Origin of the sequence: Bradyrhizobium cenepequi (assembly GCF_020329485.1) — a bacterium.
Classification (GTDB): domain Bacteria; phylum Pseudomonadota; class Alphaproteobacteria; order Rhizobiales; family Xanthobacteraceae; genus Bradyrhizobium; species Bradyrhizobium cenepequi.
In genome coordinates, this window is the sequence record NZ_JAGKJI010000088.1 from 1 (window position 1) to 15,006 (window position 15,006).

15 protein-coding genes and 3 pseudogenes are annotated in these 15,006 nt (G+C 59.1%); 8 read left to right on the plus strand and 10 right to left on the minus strand.

Features of this window, described 5'->3' with window-relative positions:
• Positions 1-239, minus strand: a 239-nt coding sequence (locus J6497_RS38940) for a transposase (protein ID WP_225704199.1), incomplete at its 3' end; no start/stop codon positions are given.
• 488 nt (positions 240-727) lie between these two features.
• On the opposite strand from J6497_RS38940, the gene J6497_RS38945 reads away from it, so the two are divergent.
• On the plus strand, positions 728-991 hold the full coding sequence (locus tag J6497_RS38945) for a hypothetical protein (RefSeq protein ID WP_225709467.1): 264 nt from the start codon (positions 728-730) through the stop codon (positions 989-991).
• Between the two features lie 135 nt (positions 992-1,126).
• On the opposite strand, the gene J6497_RS38950 is transcribed toward J6497_RS38945, so the two are convergent.
• The gene (locus tag J6497_RS38950) at positions 1,127-1,792 is read right to left on the minus strand and encodes a hypothetical protein (protein WP_225709468.1); all 666 of its coding nucleotides are present in this window, start codon (positions 1,790-1,792) and stop codon (positions 1,127-1,129) included.
• 49 nt (positions 1,793-1,841) lie between these two features.
• On the opposite strand from J6497_RS38950, the pseudogene J6497_RS38955 reads away from it, so the two are divergent.
• Positions 1,842-2,158, plus strand: a pseudogene (locus J6497_RS38955) (hypothetical protein); the annotation flags it as partial.
• Positions 2,159-2,230: 72 nt separating this feature from the next.
• On the opposite strand, the gene J6497_RS38960 reads toward J6497_RS38955, so the two are convergent.
• The 4 genes and pseudogenes from J6497_RS38960 to J6497_RS38975 all read right to left on the minus strand — a co-directional run bounded on the left by J6497_RS38960 (position 2,231) and on the right by J6497_RS38975 (position 5,839).
• The gene (locus J6497_RS38960; RefSeq protein WP_225709479.1) at positions 2,231-2,587 is read right to left on the minus strand and encodes a hypothetical protein; all 357 of its coding nucleotides are present in this window, start codon (positions 2,585-2,587) and stop codon (positions 2,231-2,233) included.
• Positions 2,588-2,783: 196 nt separating this feature from the next.
• Positions 2,784-4,424: a chaperonin GroEL gene (gene groL, locus J6497_RS38965; protein WP_225709469.1), complete on the minus strand. Its 1,641-nt coding sequence runs from the start codon at positions 4,422-4,424 to the stop codon at positions 2,784-2,786.
• Positions 4,425-4,514: 90 nt separating this feature from the next.
• On the minus strand, positions 4,515-4,829 hold the full coding sequence (gene groES, locus J6497_RS38970; RefSeq protein ID WP_225709470.1) for a co-chaperone GroES: 315 nt from the start codon (positions 4,827-4,829) through the stop codon (positions 4,515-4,517).
• A 616-nt stretch (positions 4,830-5,445) separates the two neighbouring features.
• Positions 5,446-5,839, minus strand: a pseudogene (locus J6497_RS38975) (helix-turn-helix domain-containing protein).
• 509 nt (positions 5,840-6,348) lie between these two features.
• On the opposite strand from J6497_RS38975, the gene J6497_RS38980 reads away from it, so the two are divergent.
• From J6497_RS38980 to J6497_RS38995, 3 genes are all read left to right on the plus strand, one after another.
• Positions 6,349-6,540: a hypothetical protein gene (locus J6497_RS38980; RefSeq protein ID WP_225709471.1), complete on the plus strand. Its 192-nt coding sequence runs from the start codon at positions 6,349-6,351 to the stop codon at positions 6,538-6,540.
• A gap of 1,433 nt (positions 6,541-7,973) precedes the next feature.
• The gene (locus tag J6497_RS38990; RefSeq protein ID WP_225709472.1) at positions 7,974-8,150 is read left to right on the plus strand and encodes a hypothetical protein; all 177 of its coding nucleotides are present in this window, start codon (positions 7,974-7,976) and stop codon (positions 8,148-8,150) included.
• 418 nt (positions 8,151-8,568) lie between these two features.
• Complete coding sequence (locus J6497_RS38995) at positions 8,569-8,871, plus strand: HU family DNA-binding protein (RefSeq protein WP_225709473.1); 303 nt, start codon at positions 8,569-8,571, stop codon at positions 8,869-8,871.
• Between the two features lie 508 nt (positions 8,872-9,379).
• Here J6497_RS38995 and J6497_RS39000 read toward each other — a convergent pair.
• The 4 genes from J6497_RS39000 to J6497_RS39015 form a co-directional block, all read right to left on the minus strand.
• Entirely contained in the window at positions 9,380-9,775 is a 396-nt protein-coding gene (locus J6497_RS39000) for a helix-turn-helix domain-containing protein (protein ID WP_225709167.1), read from the minus strand.
• A 368-nt stretch (positions 9,776-10,143) separates the two neighbouring features.
• A complete protein-coding gene (locus tag J6497_RS39005) occupies positions 10,144-10,722 on the minus strand; it encodes a LabA-like NYN domain-containing protein (RefSeq protein ID WP_225709474.1) in 579 nt (192 codons plus the stop codon).
• Between the two features lie 284 nt (positions 10,723-11,006).
• Positions 11,007-12,314: a type II toxin-antitoxin system HipA family toxin gene (locus tag J6497_RS39010; RefSeq protein ID WP_225709475.1), complete on the minus strand. Its 1,308-nt coding sequence runs from the start codon at positions 12,312-12,314 to the stop codon at positions 11,007-11,009.
• Entirely contained in the window at positions 12,314-12,568 is a 255-nt protein-coding gene (locus tag J6497_RS39015) for a helix-turn-helix domain-containing protein (protein ID WP_225709476.1), read from the minus strand. Before J6497_RS39015 ends, J6497_RS39010 begins: the two co-directional genes overlap by 1 nt.
• A gap of 309 nt (positions 12,569-12,877) precedes the next feature.
• Between J6497_RS39015 and J6497_RS39020 the strand changes: the two genes are divergently transcribed.
• The 3 genes and pseudogenes from J6497_RS39020 to J6497_RS39035 all read left to right on the plus strand — a co-directional run.
• Entirely contained in the window at positions 12,878-13,216 is a 339-nt protein-coding gene (locus J6497_RS39020) for a hypothetical protein (RefSeq protein WP_225709477.1), read from the plus strand.
• A 434-nt stretch (positions 13,217-13,650) separates the two neighbouring features.
• A pseudogene (locus J6497_RS39025) lies at positions 13,651-13,929 on the plus strand (nitrilotriacetate monooxygenase); the annotation flags it as partial.
• 196 nt (positions 13,930-14,125) lie between these two features.
• Positions 14,126-15,006 (plus strand): IS630 family transposase (locus tag J6497_RS39035; RefSeq protein ID WP_225709478.1); only part of this gene is annotated, 881 nt, incomplete at its 3' end.

Below are 15,006 nucleotides of genomic sequence, written 5' to 3' on the forward strand. Positions count from 1 at the left end.
TCGAACAGCCGCTTCCAGATATCCGCCTTCACCCAGTCGCGGAAGCGCGTGAAGACACTGTTCCAGTGGCCGAACGAGGGCGGCAGATCCCGCCAGGGACTGCCGGTTCGCGCGATCCACAGCACGGCCTCGACAAACCGTCGGTTGTCCTTGCCACTGCGGCCGGGATCGCTTGGCTTGCCAAGACAAAGCGGCTCCATCTTCGCCCATTGGGCATCAGTCAAAACGAATCGGTCCATCCATAGCTTGAATCACAACCGAGCCCGGATGAGAATCCTGAATCCCAACAGACCCTAGAAGGCCTTGTATTTTAGCGATGGTTCGAACGATTTCCGCCGCTACTGCAGAATGCGGGCGCTGCTCGGGCAGTCCCAGGGGCCGATGCCTAGTTGATATATCCGCCGGATCAGTAGTAGGAGCACCGCTCCTGCACGGTCTGATAGACAAAGCGCGTGTTGTTGCAGGAATAGCAAGGGTATTTCTGGTTCGGCACGCACATGGAACAGCGCACCAAGCGTCTGACGAACACATAGCCTCCCGAACACCCTATCGGACACCGTTGGCGAGGCTTTTAACTGAAAAACGGCATCGCTCACCTCCATCGAGCCTGACTAGCGGCTCGTCATGAGGGATAACCTCGTTATCTCAAGAAGAGGAGGCGCAAGCAGCGTCTGACTGCAGAGAGTTCATTGAACGCTACGAAGCGCGCAGCGAGACCGCATTCGACATGCCGGTTCTCATGACTCGCTTCCTCGCCGAAGTCGCACAGGTGCCTCTCGTCGACGCGCGTGACGCCGTAATTGACATCATGCGGCATCAAGCCGTCTACCGGTTCGAGAGCGGACGACCGGCCGGGATTGCCGGTCAAGTTTTCCGCGATGTAGGCGACTCTTTCCTCGTGGTCAGCGCCGCGCGGATGTACCTCGCAGCCGCCGCCGGTTCGGAACGTAAGAATGGATGGAAGCAGGTCGTCATATGCTTCTCAACCTGACCACGGAAGATATCGCCGAGTTCGCTTAATACGAGGGCGCGCCTGCTGGCCGGACCTTACATTGACGCAATCGCGTAGCGCGTTGCCGATGTGACGCGCGGCCGTTCTCTCCACCGACCTTAGGGCTGAGCTTGCTTATGCGGGCGCAGATTCTCGGGCAACTTGAGCAGCGATTTTGGCAAGCGGGTGATGAAAGTAGTGATCGCTCATTGCACGCCGGATGGCGGCTGATGATGCCTTCTCGACATAAGGCTTCAGGGCGTCGCCGTCTTTCCAGCCGACGCTGTAATCCTTCGCGACTGGATAGGCGTTGAGCCAGTCCAGGGCGTCGGCCCCGATCGGGCCGTTTGTCCATAGCTCGAAAGTCACATGCTTTCCAGACAAGCGCCCATCTGTCTTGAAGATCTTGTGTAGCAGCGGCACGCGGTCGTCACGCCATTTCTTCACCTCATTGAGGTTGACGCGCGCGCCGGGTATCTTCGCCTTGCATTCGACTACCAGAGGGCCTTTGTCATCAGGTCTATCCAGGAGCACGTCGGTTTCTGCTGTCCGGCCTGTATCGTAGTCCTTCCATTTTTCGCCCGACCGCAGGTACCCGCCCTCGACGTCCTTGACGAGCGAGCCGACGATGATTTCGAACAGCGCGCCGCGAAGATTGTTGGCCGCTCCTTCGATCCGGGTAGGACTTCGCAGGACGCGTTCGATGTGATCCGGATTGACCGAGGCGCTCGCACCCGCCGCTGGCAGTCGCCTACATTCGCGCGCGCCAGGCTGATCGCATTGCATCGTACGGGGATTCATCGCAGTGAGCGATCCGGTCGATGTTGCGACCGCCCTTGTTATAAAGGATGTGGCTTCCGATGGCGTGATAGCTCCCGATTATGACTCTGATACGCTGTCGATCCTGCGCGGCAAGCGCAATGGACGCTTTCTCGTCCTTGCCATTGACCCTAGCTACGAACCGAAGGGCGTTGAAACGAGGGACGAATTCGGTCTAACTCTTGTTCAGGATTGCGACACGTCCGAAGTTCCGGATCTCTCAAGGGACCACGTTGTGACCTCGAACTCGTCCCTCGACAAGAGTGCAGCCAAGGGGCTACTGCTGGCATGATTGTAGCCAAGCATACCCAATCCAATTCGGTTGTGATCGCTACGGCTGACCACACCACTGGGATCGGCGCCGGACAACAGTCGCGGATCGCAGCAACGAGGATTGCGTGTGAGAAAGCCGAAACGTATCTACTCTACGACCATCCAAAGGTTCTGCACCTGCAATTCCTGCCGAGGCGAAGCTGCATCGACAAAATGAATTTGGTCGATCTGTTTCTGCGCTTTGATACGCTCGTTGCGGAAGAGCGGGCAGCGGTTGCAGATCAACTGATAGCTGGCTTCGCGCCGCTCAGCCGAGAAGAGCGAGCGTCGTGGATCTATAGGAAACGTACGCTCTGTCTTGCGTCCGACGCGGCGATGCCATTCCGAGACAACATCGACCGCGCAGCGGGCGCCCGCGTAACCCACGTCATACAGCCCGGCGGATCGAAACGTGATCCAGAGATAACAGCGGCGGCTGACCAGCACGGTATAGTGATGCTTCACACGGGAGCGCGACACTTCCTGCACTAATCAGCGAGGTGCCTTCCTGACGCCGCGTTGACCGTTCTCGGTGCAGTCGAGCGGACAGCGAATCCGGCAGCCTAACAGCCAAAGCGACACGTTGTAAGCGCCCCAAGTAGAAAAACCCCGGCATTGCTGCCGGGATTTTCGCATTCGTGGTTCGCGTGACGCGGCTGGATCAGAAGTCCATGCCACCCATGCCGCCGCCCGGAGGCATCGCGGGGCCAGCGGCGGCCTTCTTCGGCAACTCGGCGACCATGGCCTCGGTGGTGATCAGCAGCGCCGCCACGGAGGAGGCGTTCTGGATCGCGGTGCGCACGACCTTGGTCGGGTCGATGATGCCCTTGGTGACGAGGTTGCCGTACTCGCCGGTCTGCGAGTCGAAGCCGTAAGAATACTGATCCTTCTCCAGGACTTTGCCAACCACGACCGAGCCGTCCTCACCGGCGTTGATCGCGATCTGGCGGGCCGGAGCCGACAGCGCCTTGCGCACGATCTCAACGCCGGTCTTCTGGTCGTCGTTCTTGGTGCGCAGGCCCTTGAGCTGCTCGGAGGCACGGAGCAGGGCGACGCCGCCGCCCGGCAGGATGCCTTCCTCGACCGCCGCACGGGTCGCATGCATCGCGTCATCAACGCGATCCCTGCGCTCCCTCACCTCGATCTCGGTCGCGCCGCCGACGCGGATCACCGCGACGCCGCCCGCGAGCTTGGCCAGACGCTCCTGCAGCTTCTCACGGTCGTAGTCCGAGGTGGTCTCCTCGATCTGCGCCTTGATCTGCGCCACGCGCGCCTCGATGTCGGCCTTCTTGCCGGCGCCGTTGACGATCGTGGTGTTCTCCTTGTCGATGATCACCTTCTTGGCGCGGCCGAGCATCTGCAGCGTGACGTTCTCGAGCTTGATGCCGAGGTCTTCCGAGATCGCCTGGCCACCGGTCAGGATCGCGATGTCCTGCAGCATGGCCTTGCGGCGATCGCCGAAGCCCGGAGCCTTGACGGCCGCAACCTTCAGGCCACCACGCAGACGGTTGACGACGAGGGTGGCGAGGGCTTCGCCTTCAACGTCTTCCGCGATGATGACCAGCGGCTTGCCGCTCTGCACCACGGCTTCGAGCAGCGGGAGCAGCTCGTTCAGCGAGGAGAGCTTCTTCTCGTTGATCAGGACGTAGGCGTCTTCCATCTCAACGCGCATCTTGTCGGCGTTGGTGACGAAGTAGGGCGAGATGTAGCCGCGGTCGAACTGCATGCCCTCGACGACGTCGAGCTCGGTCTCCAGCGACTTGGCTTCCTCGACCGTGATGACACCCTCGTTGCCGACCTTCTTCATGGCGTCGGAGAGGAACTTGCCGATCTCGGCGTCGCCGTTGGCGGAGATGGTGCCGACCTGGGCGATCTCGTCGTTGGAGGTGACCTTCTTGGAGTTCTTCTGCAGGTCCGCAACCACAGCCTCGACGGCGAGGTCGATGCCGCGCTTCAGATCCATCGGGTTCATGCCGGCGGCGACCGCCTTGGCGCCTTCCTTCACGATCGCTGCCGCCAGCACGGTCGCAGTGGTGGTGCCGTCGCCGGCCGCGTCAGCGGACTTGGAAGCGACTTCGCGCACCATCTGCGCGCCCATGTTCTCGAACTTGTCCTCGAGCTCGATCTCCTTGGCGACGGTGACGCCGTCCTTGGTGATGCGGGGAGCGCCGAACGACTTGTCGAGCACGACGTTGCGGCCCTTCGGGCCGAGGGTGACCTTCACCGCATTGGCGAGGATGTCGACGCCGCGCAGCATCTTGTCGCGCGCCTCGACGCCGAATTTGACTTCTTTTGCTGACATATTGGTTTCCCTGAATTGTCTTGGTCTCATCTCACCCTTGGCGGGGCGCCCAGCAAGCGCTCCTCAGGGGTGAGTGGTGCGAGCGGTGGATTAGGCGGCCTTCTTGTTGGAAGACACGTCGGTGAGAACGCCCATGATGTCGCTCTCCTTCATGATCAGCAGCTCCTGGCCGTCGATCTTGACCTCGGTGCCGGACCACTTGCCGAACAGGACGCGATCGCCGACCTTGAGGTCGATCGGGATCAGCTTGCCGGCCTCGTCGCGGCCGCCCGGGCCGACAGCGACGACTTCGCCCTGCGAGGGCTTTTCCTTGGCAGTGTCTGGAATGATGATGCCGCCAGCGGTCTTCTCCTCTGCGTCGATGCGCTTGACCACAACGCGGTCATGAAGCGGACGGAAATTCATGCAGCCCTCCTAAGTATTTGCACGAGTCAACGGTTTCAAATTGCTAGCAGTCGACGCCCGCGAGTGCCAGCGCAGCTGAAATAGGACAGGGTTTTTCGGGAGCAAGGGTTGGTAGCAAAAAAAATGGAGCCTAGCCGCCCCGATCTGAAGCAAAGTTTGTCAGACGTTACGCGGTTCGGTGGCGGTCGCCTACTCGGAAGGCTTCAAGTCGGTCGCACACGCCCAATTATCGATGTTGAACGCGGTCCTGAGCCGACGCAGTTTGCAATCAAGCTCCTCGCGCTTTGGCCCGTGTGGCGTATTCACAAGGTGAGCCTCGATGCGCGCCAGTTCGGCGGCAATCAATTTTTTGAAAGGCCGCGCTCGGTCGCGGCGGCTTCGCATGCTTACTTGAGCTGCCGTATGAGTTGGTCGTCGGGATGTTCACGGGCGCGCACCGCAATGAATGGCGACGTCGTGCTCAGATAAGAAAAAGGCGCCGCCACCCACGATGGTAGCGCTTCGATGGTCTCCCGGCCCAGCTGGCGGATCATGTGTCGCGACCGCCGGCTGCCGGCCGATCCGCTCGGGGTGGTCTATCGCGTCCGCGCCGCCGCGATCCGACGTCGAGTGCCGCTCAGTCTTCGTTGGCGGCGATCGATTCCATCAGCGATACCAACTGACGCTGGACGGCCTGATCCTTGATCTTACTGTAGGCGCGCAGCAACCGGAGGCTGAAGGCGCTCTCGAGGAACAGGAGGCTCTCAACCTCGCGGGCCGTGTTGTCACCGTCGTAGAAGAAGGTGACCGGCACGTCGAGCGCGGTGGCGATCTGCTGAAGACGAGCAGCGCCGACGCGGTTTGCGCCCTTCTCGTACTTCTGGACCTGCTGGAAGCTGACGCCGAGCTTATCGGCCAATTCGGCTTGGGAGATCTTCTGCTCCACACGCCGCAGGCGAATCCGCTTGCCCCTCGATGTCCGGCTTGCCGGCACTGCGCGGCTTCTCCTTCTTTGCTGCTGATCTGTTCATTCTGGTGGCCCGTCCTTCAAATCGAGAATCCCTTGCCTTCTAGGTCAGGGATCCGTCCATGATGTACCGCGTTATGTTTCGTCTGGATCGTCGGTTGGTCGTAAGACCACGGGCAATCCAGGTCGCGGGTATCCAGACGCATTTGCGCGCTGGAAGCACCGTCATACCGACGCTGCCGACTACCTAAGTCTGATCGCGCCAAGGTGTCTGTCGACACTTCCGCCCTCTAGAGTTGGCAGAATCTTGACCGGAACACAACTAGCGCGAGTTTAATCGTTACCGCTTGACGTGGCAAACATAGGCGCGCTGGAAAAAGCGGAACGAGGTACTGGCGCCGGTCTTGAAATACCTGCTGCACTGGGATTGTTTCGCATTACATATTCCCCCCAAGAGTTGCGCAATCCTATACGTGAATTTTCGCCAGTTTCAACGGAAAGCAGGACCCGTACAGCCGCGGCGAGCTCGACGCCTTGCCAACAAAAGCACCGCGCTCCCGGTCGACCCGCACGATGGGAGTCGCCATCGACGTTCTCGTAAGCTGCGGCCAAGCGGTGGCTGTCTGGCGCGCGGTAGGCCTGCAGGGCGAGCCGCACCTTCTCACCGCCGCCCGCAACTGCGTGGATCGCTGGGAGGAGGGTGAGTTGATCTGGTCGGCGCGCAAACTCGCCGCCGCCGTTCCTTACTGCAAGATGCAGATGTGACCTTTCTAATAGGATTCTACAGCCCCGCTTCGCCGGAATACATTCCTAGATATGGCTTACCCGGAAGCCTCCAGTTGTTGCCTGAGCAAAGGACGCTGCCATATCGCTGCTAGCTGACACCCGTTAAGCCGACTGCAACCAGTGAAGTCAATTATGGTAGGCCTCTCGGCGCGCCTTCAAACGGCCGACGCATTTCTTGGAGCAAAGGGCCGTCCGCCAGCAGTAGTAGCGGATCAGTCCGAACTTTCCACCGCATATCGCGCAGCACTTTGCTGAATCAGAACTATGGAAGCCGTTGCGCATTCGTCGCCTCCTGCCGACACTACGTAGATAGCCTCCTTTTTTCGCCGATGGCGCGTGCAATCAAATCCATTCTTCGAATTTCTGATACGTTTCGATCTCTTAATGCGACGTTAGGCGGCTTCCGGACTCGCGGACTTTTTGCAGAGCCGAACTAGCAACCGGCAAAAGGCGCGAGCGATTTCGGGATTGTCACTGCGGTCGACCGCATAGGCCCGATATTGCATGCCGCTGGGAGTACGCGATCCTGGTATCACATGCAGCGCGCCCCCGCGGACCAGAGCGTTGACAATGATTTCAGGGGCCACCAGAAGGCATTTGCAGAGCAAGGTAATTGTGATCGTATCGCGCTTCCGATTCTATATCTTGCGAGGTCAGGTTCATGGCCCTTAGAGATCTTTCGTCTTGGATGCTTCAAGAAATACCAGGTCCTCGAGCGGGACCACCCAGGTGGACGTCGACGCGGCGCTTGGCCTAATCATAGAACGGCAATAAAGTCGATTTCCCATAGTCTTCGTTATGAAATACATAAGCCTCGCTGCCTCCCGATGCTTGAAACGTTCGCCAACGCGGGAATGCCGGAGATGACTTGGACGCAGGGGTCGACAGGCCCTTTACCGCCGGCAAGCTCAGTATCTATGTCGAATCGAGTTCAGGCGTCGGTAGCATGGAGCGGGCTGGTGCCAGAGTTTAGGTGGCGCGCGATGCCGTTCCTAGTACGAACGGAGAATGGCCGTCTGCCGGATGGCGCGGCGCTGTGACAATGATCCTGAGCAGGGATCCTGCCAAGTAGAGAGCCGCTTGGGAATACATGAAATACGTCACGTGTCCTCTCGGCCAGACGTTAGTGGCGCAGCTAACCGGTTATGCCCCTGGTAATCAGAAGGCGCTCGACGATTCCAAGCTGCTCCGTGAACATTGTGAGCAGCGGCCGAACTATGCTAGGGGCGTCAAGCAGCTCCCAATGATGACCGGATGATACAATTGGGCCGGGCCGAACAGCGTCAAGATCGTCGACGTATCCAGACTTATGATCTCGCGGGCGGACGCCGTGCTGCGGGCGACACGCTGCCCTTAGTCACTGCCGATGTGACGAAGCTCCCTCCCAAGGATTCCAAAACAGGAGCTGCGAAATGAAAACGCTGCGGCTCGGCCTCGTCGCCGATATCCATGCCGGAGTTACACGCTCCAACGTCAAGAGCAGCGGCGCCCTAGCGCTGCTTGAGACCACCGTCGAAGCGGCCAATGCGCGCGGCCTCGACCTGTTCGTGACGCTCGGCGACAACGTCAAGAAGCAGGGACGAGGATAGGCGAAACCTCAGTGAGGTGTCGGCCGTACTAGCTCGGCTCAAGGCGCCGGACAGCAACTTCTTGAGAGCTCGGCGCGCGCATCATCTCGCCAGGCGAGGGGACGAGTAGCACTCCAAAAAGGCAACGGGCTCTTAGTTTTATAGCATCAGAACGAGGAGCTTGATTGCGACGGGATCGCGTCTTTCCGGTCGGGAGCCGTGCGCACCCTGGAGCCCACCTGATGTAAGAATTGGGAACGATGACGGAAGCACAACTGATCCTTGTGTTTCGGCTTCAGATAGGTTTTAAGCCCGTCGCTTCATGACGTCGGCGTGAACGGGAAGCGATTCGTGCGGCTTTGCCGTGCTCGAACAAACGTTAGGGGATCGCCGTAGTTCACGCGTTTGAATCGTTCTGCGCCTCTCAAAGGAATCTATCATGGCCAAGATGACCAAGAACCAGCTAATTGACGCGATTGCTGAAGGAACGCAGATTTCCAAGGCTGACGTAAAAGCCGTCATCGAGCAGTTGGCGACTGTTGGCTACAAGGAGTTGAACCAGTCCGGTGAGTTCGTCATTCCCGGCTTCGTCAAAATGTCGGTCGTGAACAAACCCGCTACTGAAGCCCGCAGCGGAGTTAATCCCTTCACGAAGGAGCCGATGGAATTCGCGGCCAAGCCGGCTAGCAAATCGGTTAAAGCGTCACCGCTCAAGGTTGCTAAAGACGCAGTCGCGTTATGACGAGGTCGCCGCTCTCCGTGGATAAATTGCAACCGGGCGAAAGGGCGGGCGCTGTCGGCACAGTAAGGGCAACGCTCCAGAGAGACAAACGGATTGCATGACGAAAAAGGCCAGCGAAGTCCGCCAGCAAGATCGCGTTGGTTGGCCGAGATGGGCAGCCCTTCCTGATGTTGGCTGTGTATCGGCGTGGAGTCCCGACGCCGATTCACAAACAGTAAAACGGACTGTGGCAAGATCGTCATTCACGGGCACCACACCAGTCGAGAAGGCTGAGGTACTTCCCAACCGAATTAACGTGAATACGAGGGCATTTGCGAGCGGTCGCTTGATCTGGAGCGTGCCGCTCGGAGGTGCCTGCAGGCGCGCTAATTTAGGCACTGCCATCTACGATGGCAGCGCTTTGATAGTTTCCCGACCGGACCAGCAGACCGCATGGCGCGGCGACCGGCCGATCCGCTCGGGCTGGTCGAGCGCGTCCGCGGAGCCGCGACCTGTCTGGCGCCGCCGCTCAGTCCTCGTTGGCGGCAATCGATTCCATAAAGGACACCAGCTGACGTTGCACGGTCTGGTCCTTGATCTTGCTGTAGGCGCGCAGCAACCGCAGGCTGAAGGCGCTGTCCAGGAACAGCAGGCTCTCGACCTCGCGCGCCTTGTTGTCGCCGTCGTAGAAGAAGGTGACCGGCACGTCGAGCGCGTTGGCGATCTGCTGAAGACGGGCAGCGCCGACGCGGTTGACGCCTTTCTCGTACTTCTGGACCTGCTGGAAGCTGACGCCGAGCTTGTCGCCGAGTTCGGTCTGGGAGATCTTCTGTTCCACACGCCGCAGGCGAATCCGCTTGCCCAACTCGATGTCGGATTTGCCAGCACTGCGCTGTTTCATCTTCTTTGCTGCTGATCTGCTCATTCTGGTGACCCGTCCTTCAAATCGGGAATCCCGGGCCGCCAGGTCCAGGGATTCGTCCATGATGTACCGCGTTACAGTTCTTTTGGATCGTCAGTTGGTCGTGTGAACCACGGTAACCTCAGAAGATCGCAGGATGGTATCCAGACGCATTTGCGCGCTGGAAGCACCCTTGATGCCGACGCTGCCGACTACCTAAAGTCGACCATGCCAAGGCGTCTCTCCTCTCGACATCCCGCCTTCCACATTTGGTAATTATTGACCTCACTACAACTACCACGGGTTTGGATCGTCACAGATTTCGCGCGCATGTTTGGATACTGCGCGTCGATCCCAGGCGTGGGCGCGCAAATGCCCAAAATCATCATTCGTTATTCCGCGCCGGCTGGATCGCGGGCCGGCACCTGACGTGGGCCTAACCGTTCGGACGGATCGCGACCCAGCTTCGGCTTCAACAGTGCTAGGTCGATAAATTCGTCCGCCTGTCGCCGAAGTTCGTCGGCGATCATCGGCGGTTGGCTCGCGATGGTCGAGACCACGGTCACCCGGACGCCGCGCCGCTGCACGGCCTCGACCAGCGAGCGGAAATCGCCGTCGCCGGAGAACAGCACCATCTGGTCGATATGCTCGGCGAGTTCCATCGCATCGACCGCGAGCTCGATGTCCATGTTGCCCTTCACCTTGCGGCGGCCGCTGGCGTCGATGAGCTCTTTCGTGGCCTTGGTGACGACGGTGTAGCCGTTGTAGTCGAGCCAGTCGATCAGCGGCCGGATCGACGAATACTCCTGATCCTCGATGATTGCCGTGTAGTAGAACGCGCGGAGCAGCGTGCCGCGGCTCTGAAACTCCCCGAGCAAGCGCCTGTAGTCGATGTCGAAGCCAAGCGCCTTGGCGGTTGCGTGGAGGTTGGGGCCATCGATAAAGAGCGCGATCTCGTCGAAGGGTGACATTGCTGCTCCAACTTTCAATATCAATGCGCGGGGCCGCGCAGGTTAGAGGCTTGACCGCACCCGCCACTCTCGCACCGGGTGAGCTTATGCTCTAGCCATCCGAAGATGCGATCGTCGAAAGATACGAAGTTCTCGATCTCCCCAGCGGGGGTCCGGATCATCTGCGGTATGGCCAACTCCATGTCGATGCACGCTGTCAAGCAGGCAGCTTGAAGTTTGTCTGGCCGATCGCGTCGATATGATCTTGACGGATTTTGAACAGCGCCAAGATCGCGCTAGAGATGTCAGGCCTCGCTGATGAGGCTGATGCGATGAAGGGCGGCAGTCCGTATCGAACTTGTTAGTTGCTCGGGAAAGTCCTTAGGAAGGGCTTTCAGCACATCGTTAAACGCTGTTTCGAACGTTTCTGCGAGATCCTTGAAGATGGAGCGCACGACGGCAGGCCCGACGCCGGAGATCTCGGCCGTCTGTATGAAGTGCCGAGGTAGGATTTCATTCACGGTGTAGTGGCGGCTCTTGCCGACCGACATCGCAAGCTTAAATGCCTTGGGTTGAATTTGCTTCGCCTCCAGACTGGGTTGTGCACTTAGCACATCATAAAGCGGTGTCAGACGAAAGCGGCCTCCGGGGCTGAGAAAGATGCTGAAATTCTTGGCGTGACCGTCAGTTGCTCCAATCAGCCAGAACACGATGCTCGCACGGAGCAATATCGTGAGATCTTGAGTTGGTGCATCGCTTCCCTTCAGCAGCTCCAGAATGTCTTTTAGTCCGGGCCCGCCATCCGACTGATATTTTCTGGTCGGCGGTACCGACAACGCTTGGCAGCAATCCTCCTGGGGCAGGCGGAGTAAGCGCTTGTCGCTTGTCCAGCGGCGATCAAAACGCTCGACAACGAGCGTCCGGCGGCCTCCAAAGTCAGTCATCTCGACGTTCGCTGCCGGGATACCAAGAGCTGAAATGAGTTTGAGGCAGAAGAATTCGTTCTCGACGCTGTTTGAGAGATCGATGCCGTTCGGCAAGCGCCCCATTTGCGGCTTCAGGATATGGGTGGTGGCGGTGGTCCCAACCGGCTTGTACCATTTGCCGTCCTGGCGCAGCAAAGCGGTCTTTTCCTGCGCACCGGCGATGGAAATTCGAAAATCTTCGTCCTCATCGAGACCGAGCGGAGCCGCCGCCAGATTTTGAATGATATGCGCGACTTCATCGTCACTGATGAGCTTATCTTCGATCTTGCCCGCCGGTCCCGGATCGATGCCTTCCGCTAGAAATTGGAGTGCCCCGACGCAGTCATGTCCGAGAGCCGAGAGCATGCTGTAGGCATCCGTACCGGTCGCGCCGACATGTTCGGCGACGCGCCTGCGTATCGGTTCGCTGTCCGGCAGCAGATTGTCGAACACGTTGATGACCGGAGCACCGATATAGCGGTCCTCGCGAAGGGGGAGGGAGAGCGAGATCGGGAAGGTCGACTGCCATGAGAGCCATTGCGCGTCGTAGCGAAAGTCGATGGCGCCGCTGGACTCGCGCTTGAGTACGCCGACCAGGCGGCCATTTACGAACACGTTCAACGGAACGTTGGCTTTCGGACGGGGCATTAGAATGCACTCTCGATATCGGCCGCACTCGCTTTACTTCGCGGGCGAACCACCAATTCCAAGTCAAGGGCAGCCAGCGCTTCCATGAGGGTGTGGAGTTGAATGGCGGGTGCACCCGCCTCAAGGCGGGACACGGTTCCCTGACGCAGATGGATGTTTTTTCCGAGATCTGATTGTGTCAGTCCGGCCTGCTTGCGAGCCCTTCGTAGAATGGCTCCCAGTTGTTTTTCGGTGCGGGCGATGTGCTGCGGCATGTGAACCTCAAGCATTAATATACGCGATTACGTATATATAGTCGATATACGCAAATACGTATATTTAAAAATAGCCGCGAACGCGTATAAATTAAAAATATACGTATTTGCGTATTTTGGGCCTCTACCTAAACGTTCCGCTAATGTTCTCGAATGACCAACGACTTTTCCCAGCCAATTCCGGGCGCAACCGTCAGCAAGCTTTCGCCGTCTCATTTCATGAGAAGCCTTCGGCCTGAGTCTGAGTACTACTCAGACACCGAAGGCCGTGCCGCCGCGGCGCAATCCTAAGACGGAGGAAAGGTAGTCATGGATAACTGGCAGCACACGAGCGTCAACAGCATCACTCGCCAAACAAAGCCAGCTCGCGAGCCGCTGTTCGCGATCTTGCCGAACCCCGCACAATCCTGTCTGAACGCACTGAAATGTCAGCGCTTGAACGTACCCAAAGAGATGCTCTCGGATCTCAGGACGCTCCTTCATCAACCGACGCAAATCCTCGACACGGATCCTGTGCGCGGTTCCGGGAAAGAGCACCACAGATTGATGCGTCGAAAGATGTCCTCCCCACAAAAACGAAGCACTAACCACACCCCGATATCCTATGACTGCCGTTTCGAGCATGCTTCCCGCCGCAACAACCCTTAGCGAGACGAGGCCCGATTCTATGAAGTAGACGTGCCCGACATGCCTTTTCGGCTCTTGCAGAACCATCCGTTCTTTCAGGACGATCGGCTCTTCGTAACACGAAGGATGCCGTCGATCGCATGGGTTTCCGCGACGAGGCTGTTGAAACCTTGTGGGCGGCAGTATTGCAGATGCAGAAATCCTGAAGTCGTTTGTTCATGCGCGATTGATATTGTCCTCGTCGGCGCGGCGGCTGGACTATTTTCAGCCCGAAAAGGACCGGCATTCTGGCTACTGTTGTCCTAGATTCCGATACCAGCTCGGGCGGCGTCTTGGAGAGTAAGCGCCTGCGCAAAGCCGCGACCGATCGTCATACTTGTAAGCCGCGAACAGCGTCCCTCGTTCGCCGCGATGCTCTTAACCCCAAACGGAAGCGATATCTTCAGGAGCGTGTCATGTCTCGTCGCAAGGAGAAGCTGTCTCTTGGCGCTTTTCTGCTGTTCACCGGGCATCACGTGGCCGCGTGGCGGTCCCCGCAAGCCTCCGACAGCCAGTCCCTGGCGGACTTCGTGCAGTTTGCGCGGATCGCAGAGGAGGCCAAGTTCGACGCCATTTTCTTGGCCGATATGGTGGGAGTGCGGATCGACCGGATCGAGGCGTCCAGTCACAAGGCCCACAGCGGCGTCTATCCGTTTGAGCCGCTGACGCTGCTCTCGGCCAGAGGTCATTGTACTCACCTACGACGGCCACACACCACGATCGCGCCGGATGCTCGAAGCGGCCGGAATCCCGGTTATCGAGATCTGGGATGAACCGCGCGATCCGCTTGGCCATGTGGTCGGCTTCTCCAACCGCAAAGCCGCTCGCTCGCTAGTGTTCCGTCACTGACAGACGATTCACAAATTGGCGCAAACCTGCGAGTCTGCGCCGATGAGGAAGCTCGAGCAGATTGCGGTCAGCACAGCCGATCGCGAACGATTGGAGCGGCTGGTCCGGGACCGGAACACGCCGCAGAAGGTGGTTTGGCGAGCACGGATCGTGCTGCTGGCGAGCGATGGGTCGACGGCGGAGGCGATCGCGGCAATGGCTGGCAAGAGCCTGCTGACAGTCCGCCGCTGGCGCCGTCGCTATGTGGCGAAAGGTGTGGACGGACTTCTGAAGGACGCGACGCGACCATCTCGCGTCAAGCCGTTGCCGTCCGAAAAGATCAAACAGGTGGTGCACATGACGCTGCACGGGAAACCGCCGAATGCGACCCATTGGAGCGTGCGCAGCATGGCGAAGGCGGCAGGCATCTCCTACAGCAGTGTGCAGCGGATCTGGCATGCGCATGGGCTGAAGCCGCATCTGGTCGACACTTTCAAAGTCTCGCGCGACAAGAACTTCGCCGCCAAGGTGGAGGACGTGGTCGGGCTCTACCTCAATCCGCCGGACAAGGCGCTGGTCCTCTGCGTCGATGAAAAGAGCCAAATCCAGGCCCTCGACCGTACCCAGCCCGGCCTGCCGATGAAGCAGGGCCGCGCCGGTACCATGACCCACGACTACAAGCGCAACGGCACCACGACCTTGTTCGCGGCGCTCAACATGTTGGACGGCAAGATTATCGGCACCTGCATGCCTCGGCATCGGCACCGAGAGTTCCTGCGCTTTCTTAAGCTGATTGATCATCAGACCCCGCCTGGCCTCGATCTCCATCTGGTCGTTGACAACTATGCCAGCCATAAGACACCAGCCGTAAAGCGTTGGCTCAAGGCACACCCACGCTTCCATTTGCACTTCACGCCGACCTCGGCCTCTTGGCTCAACATGGT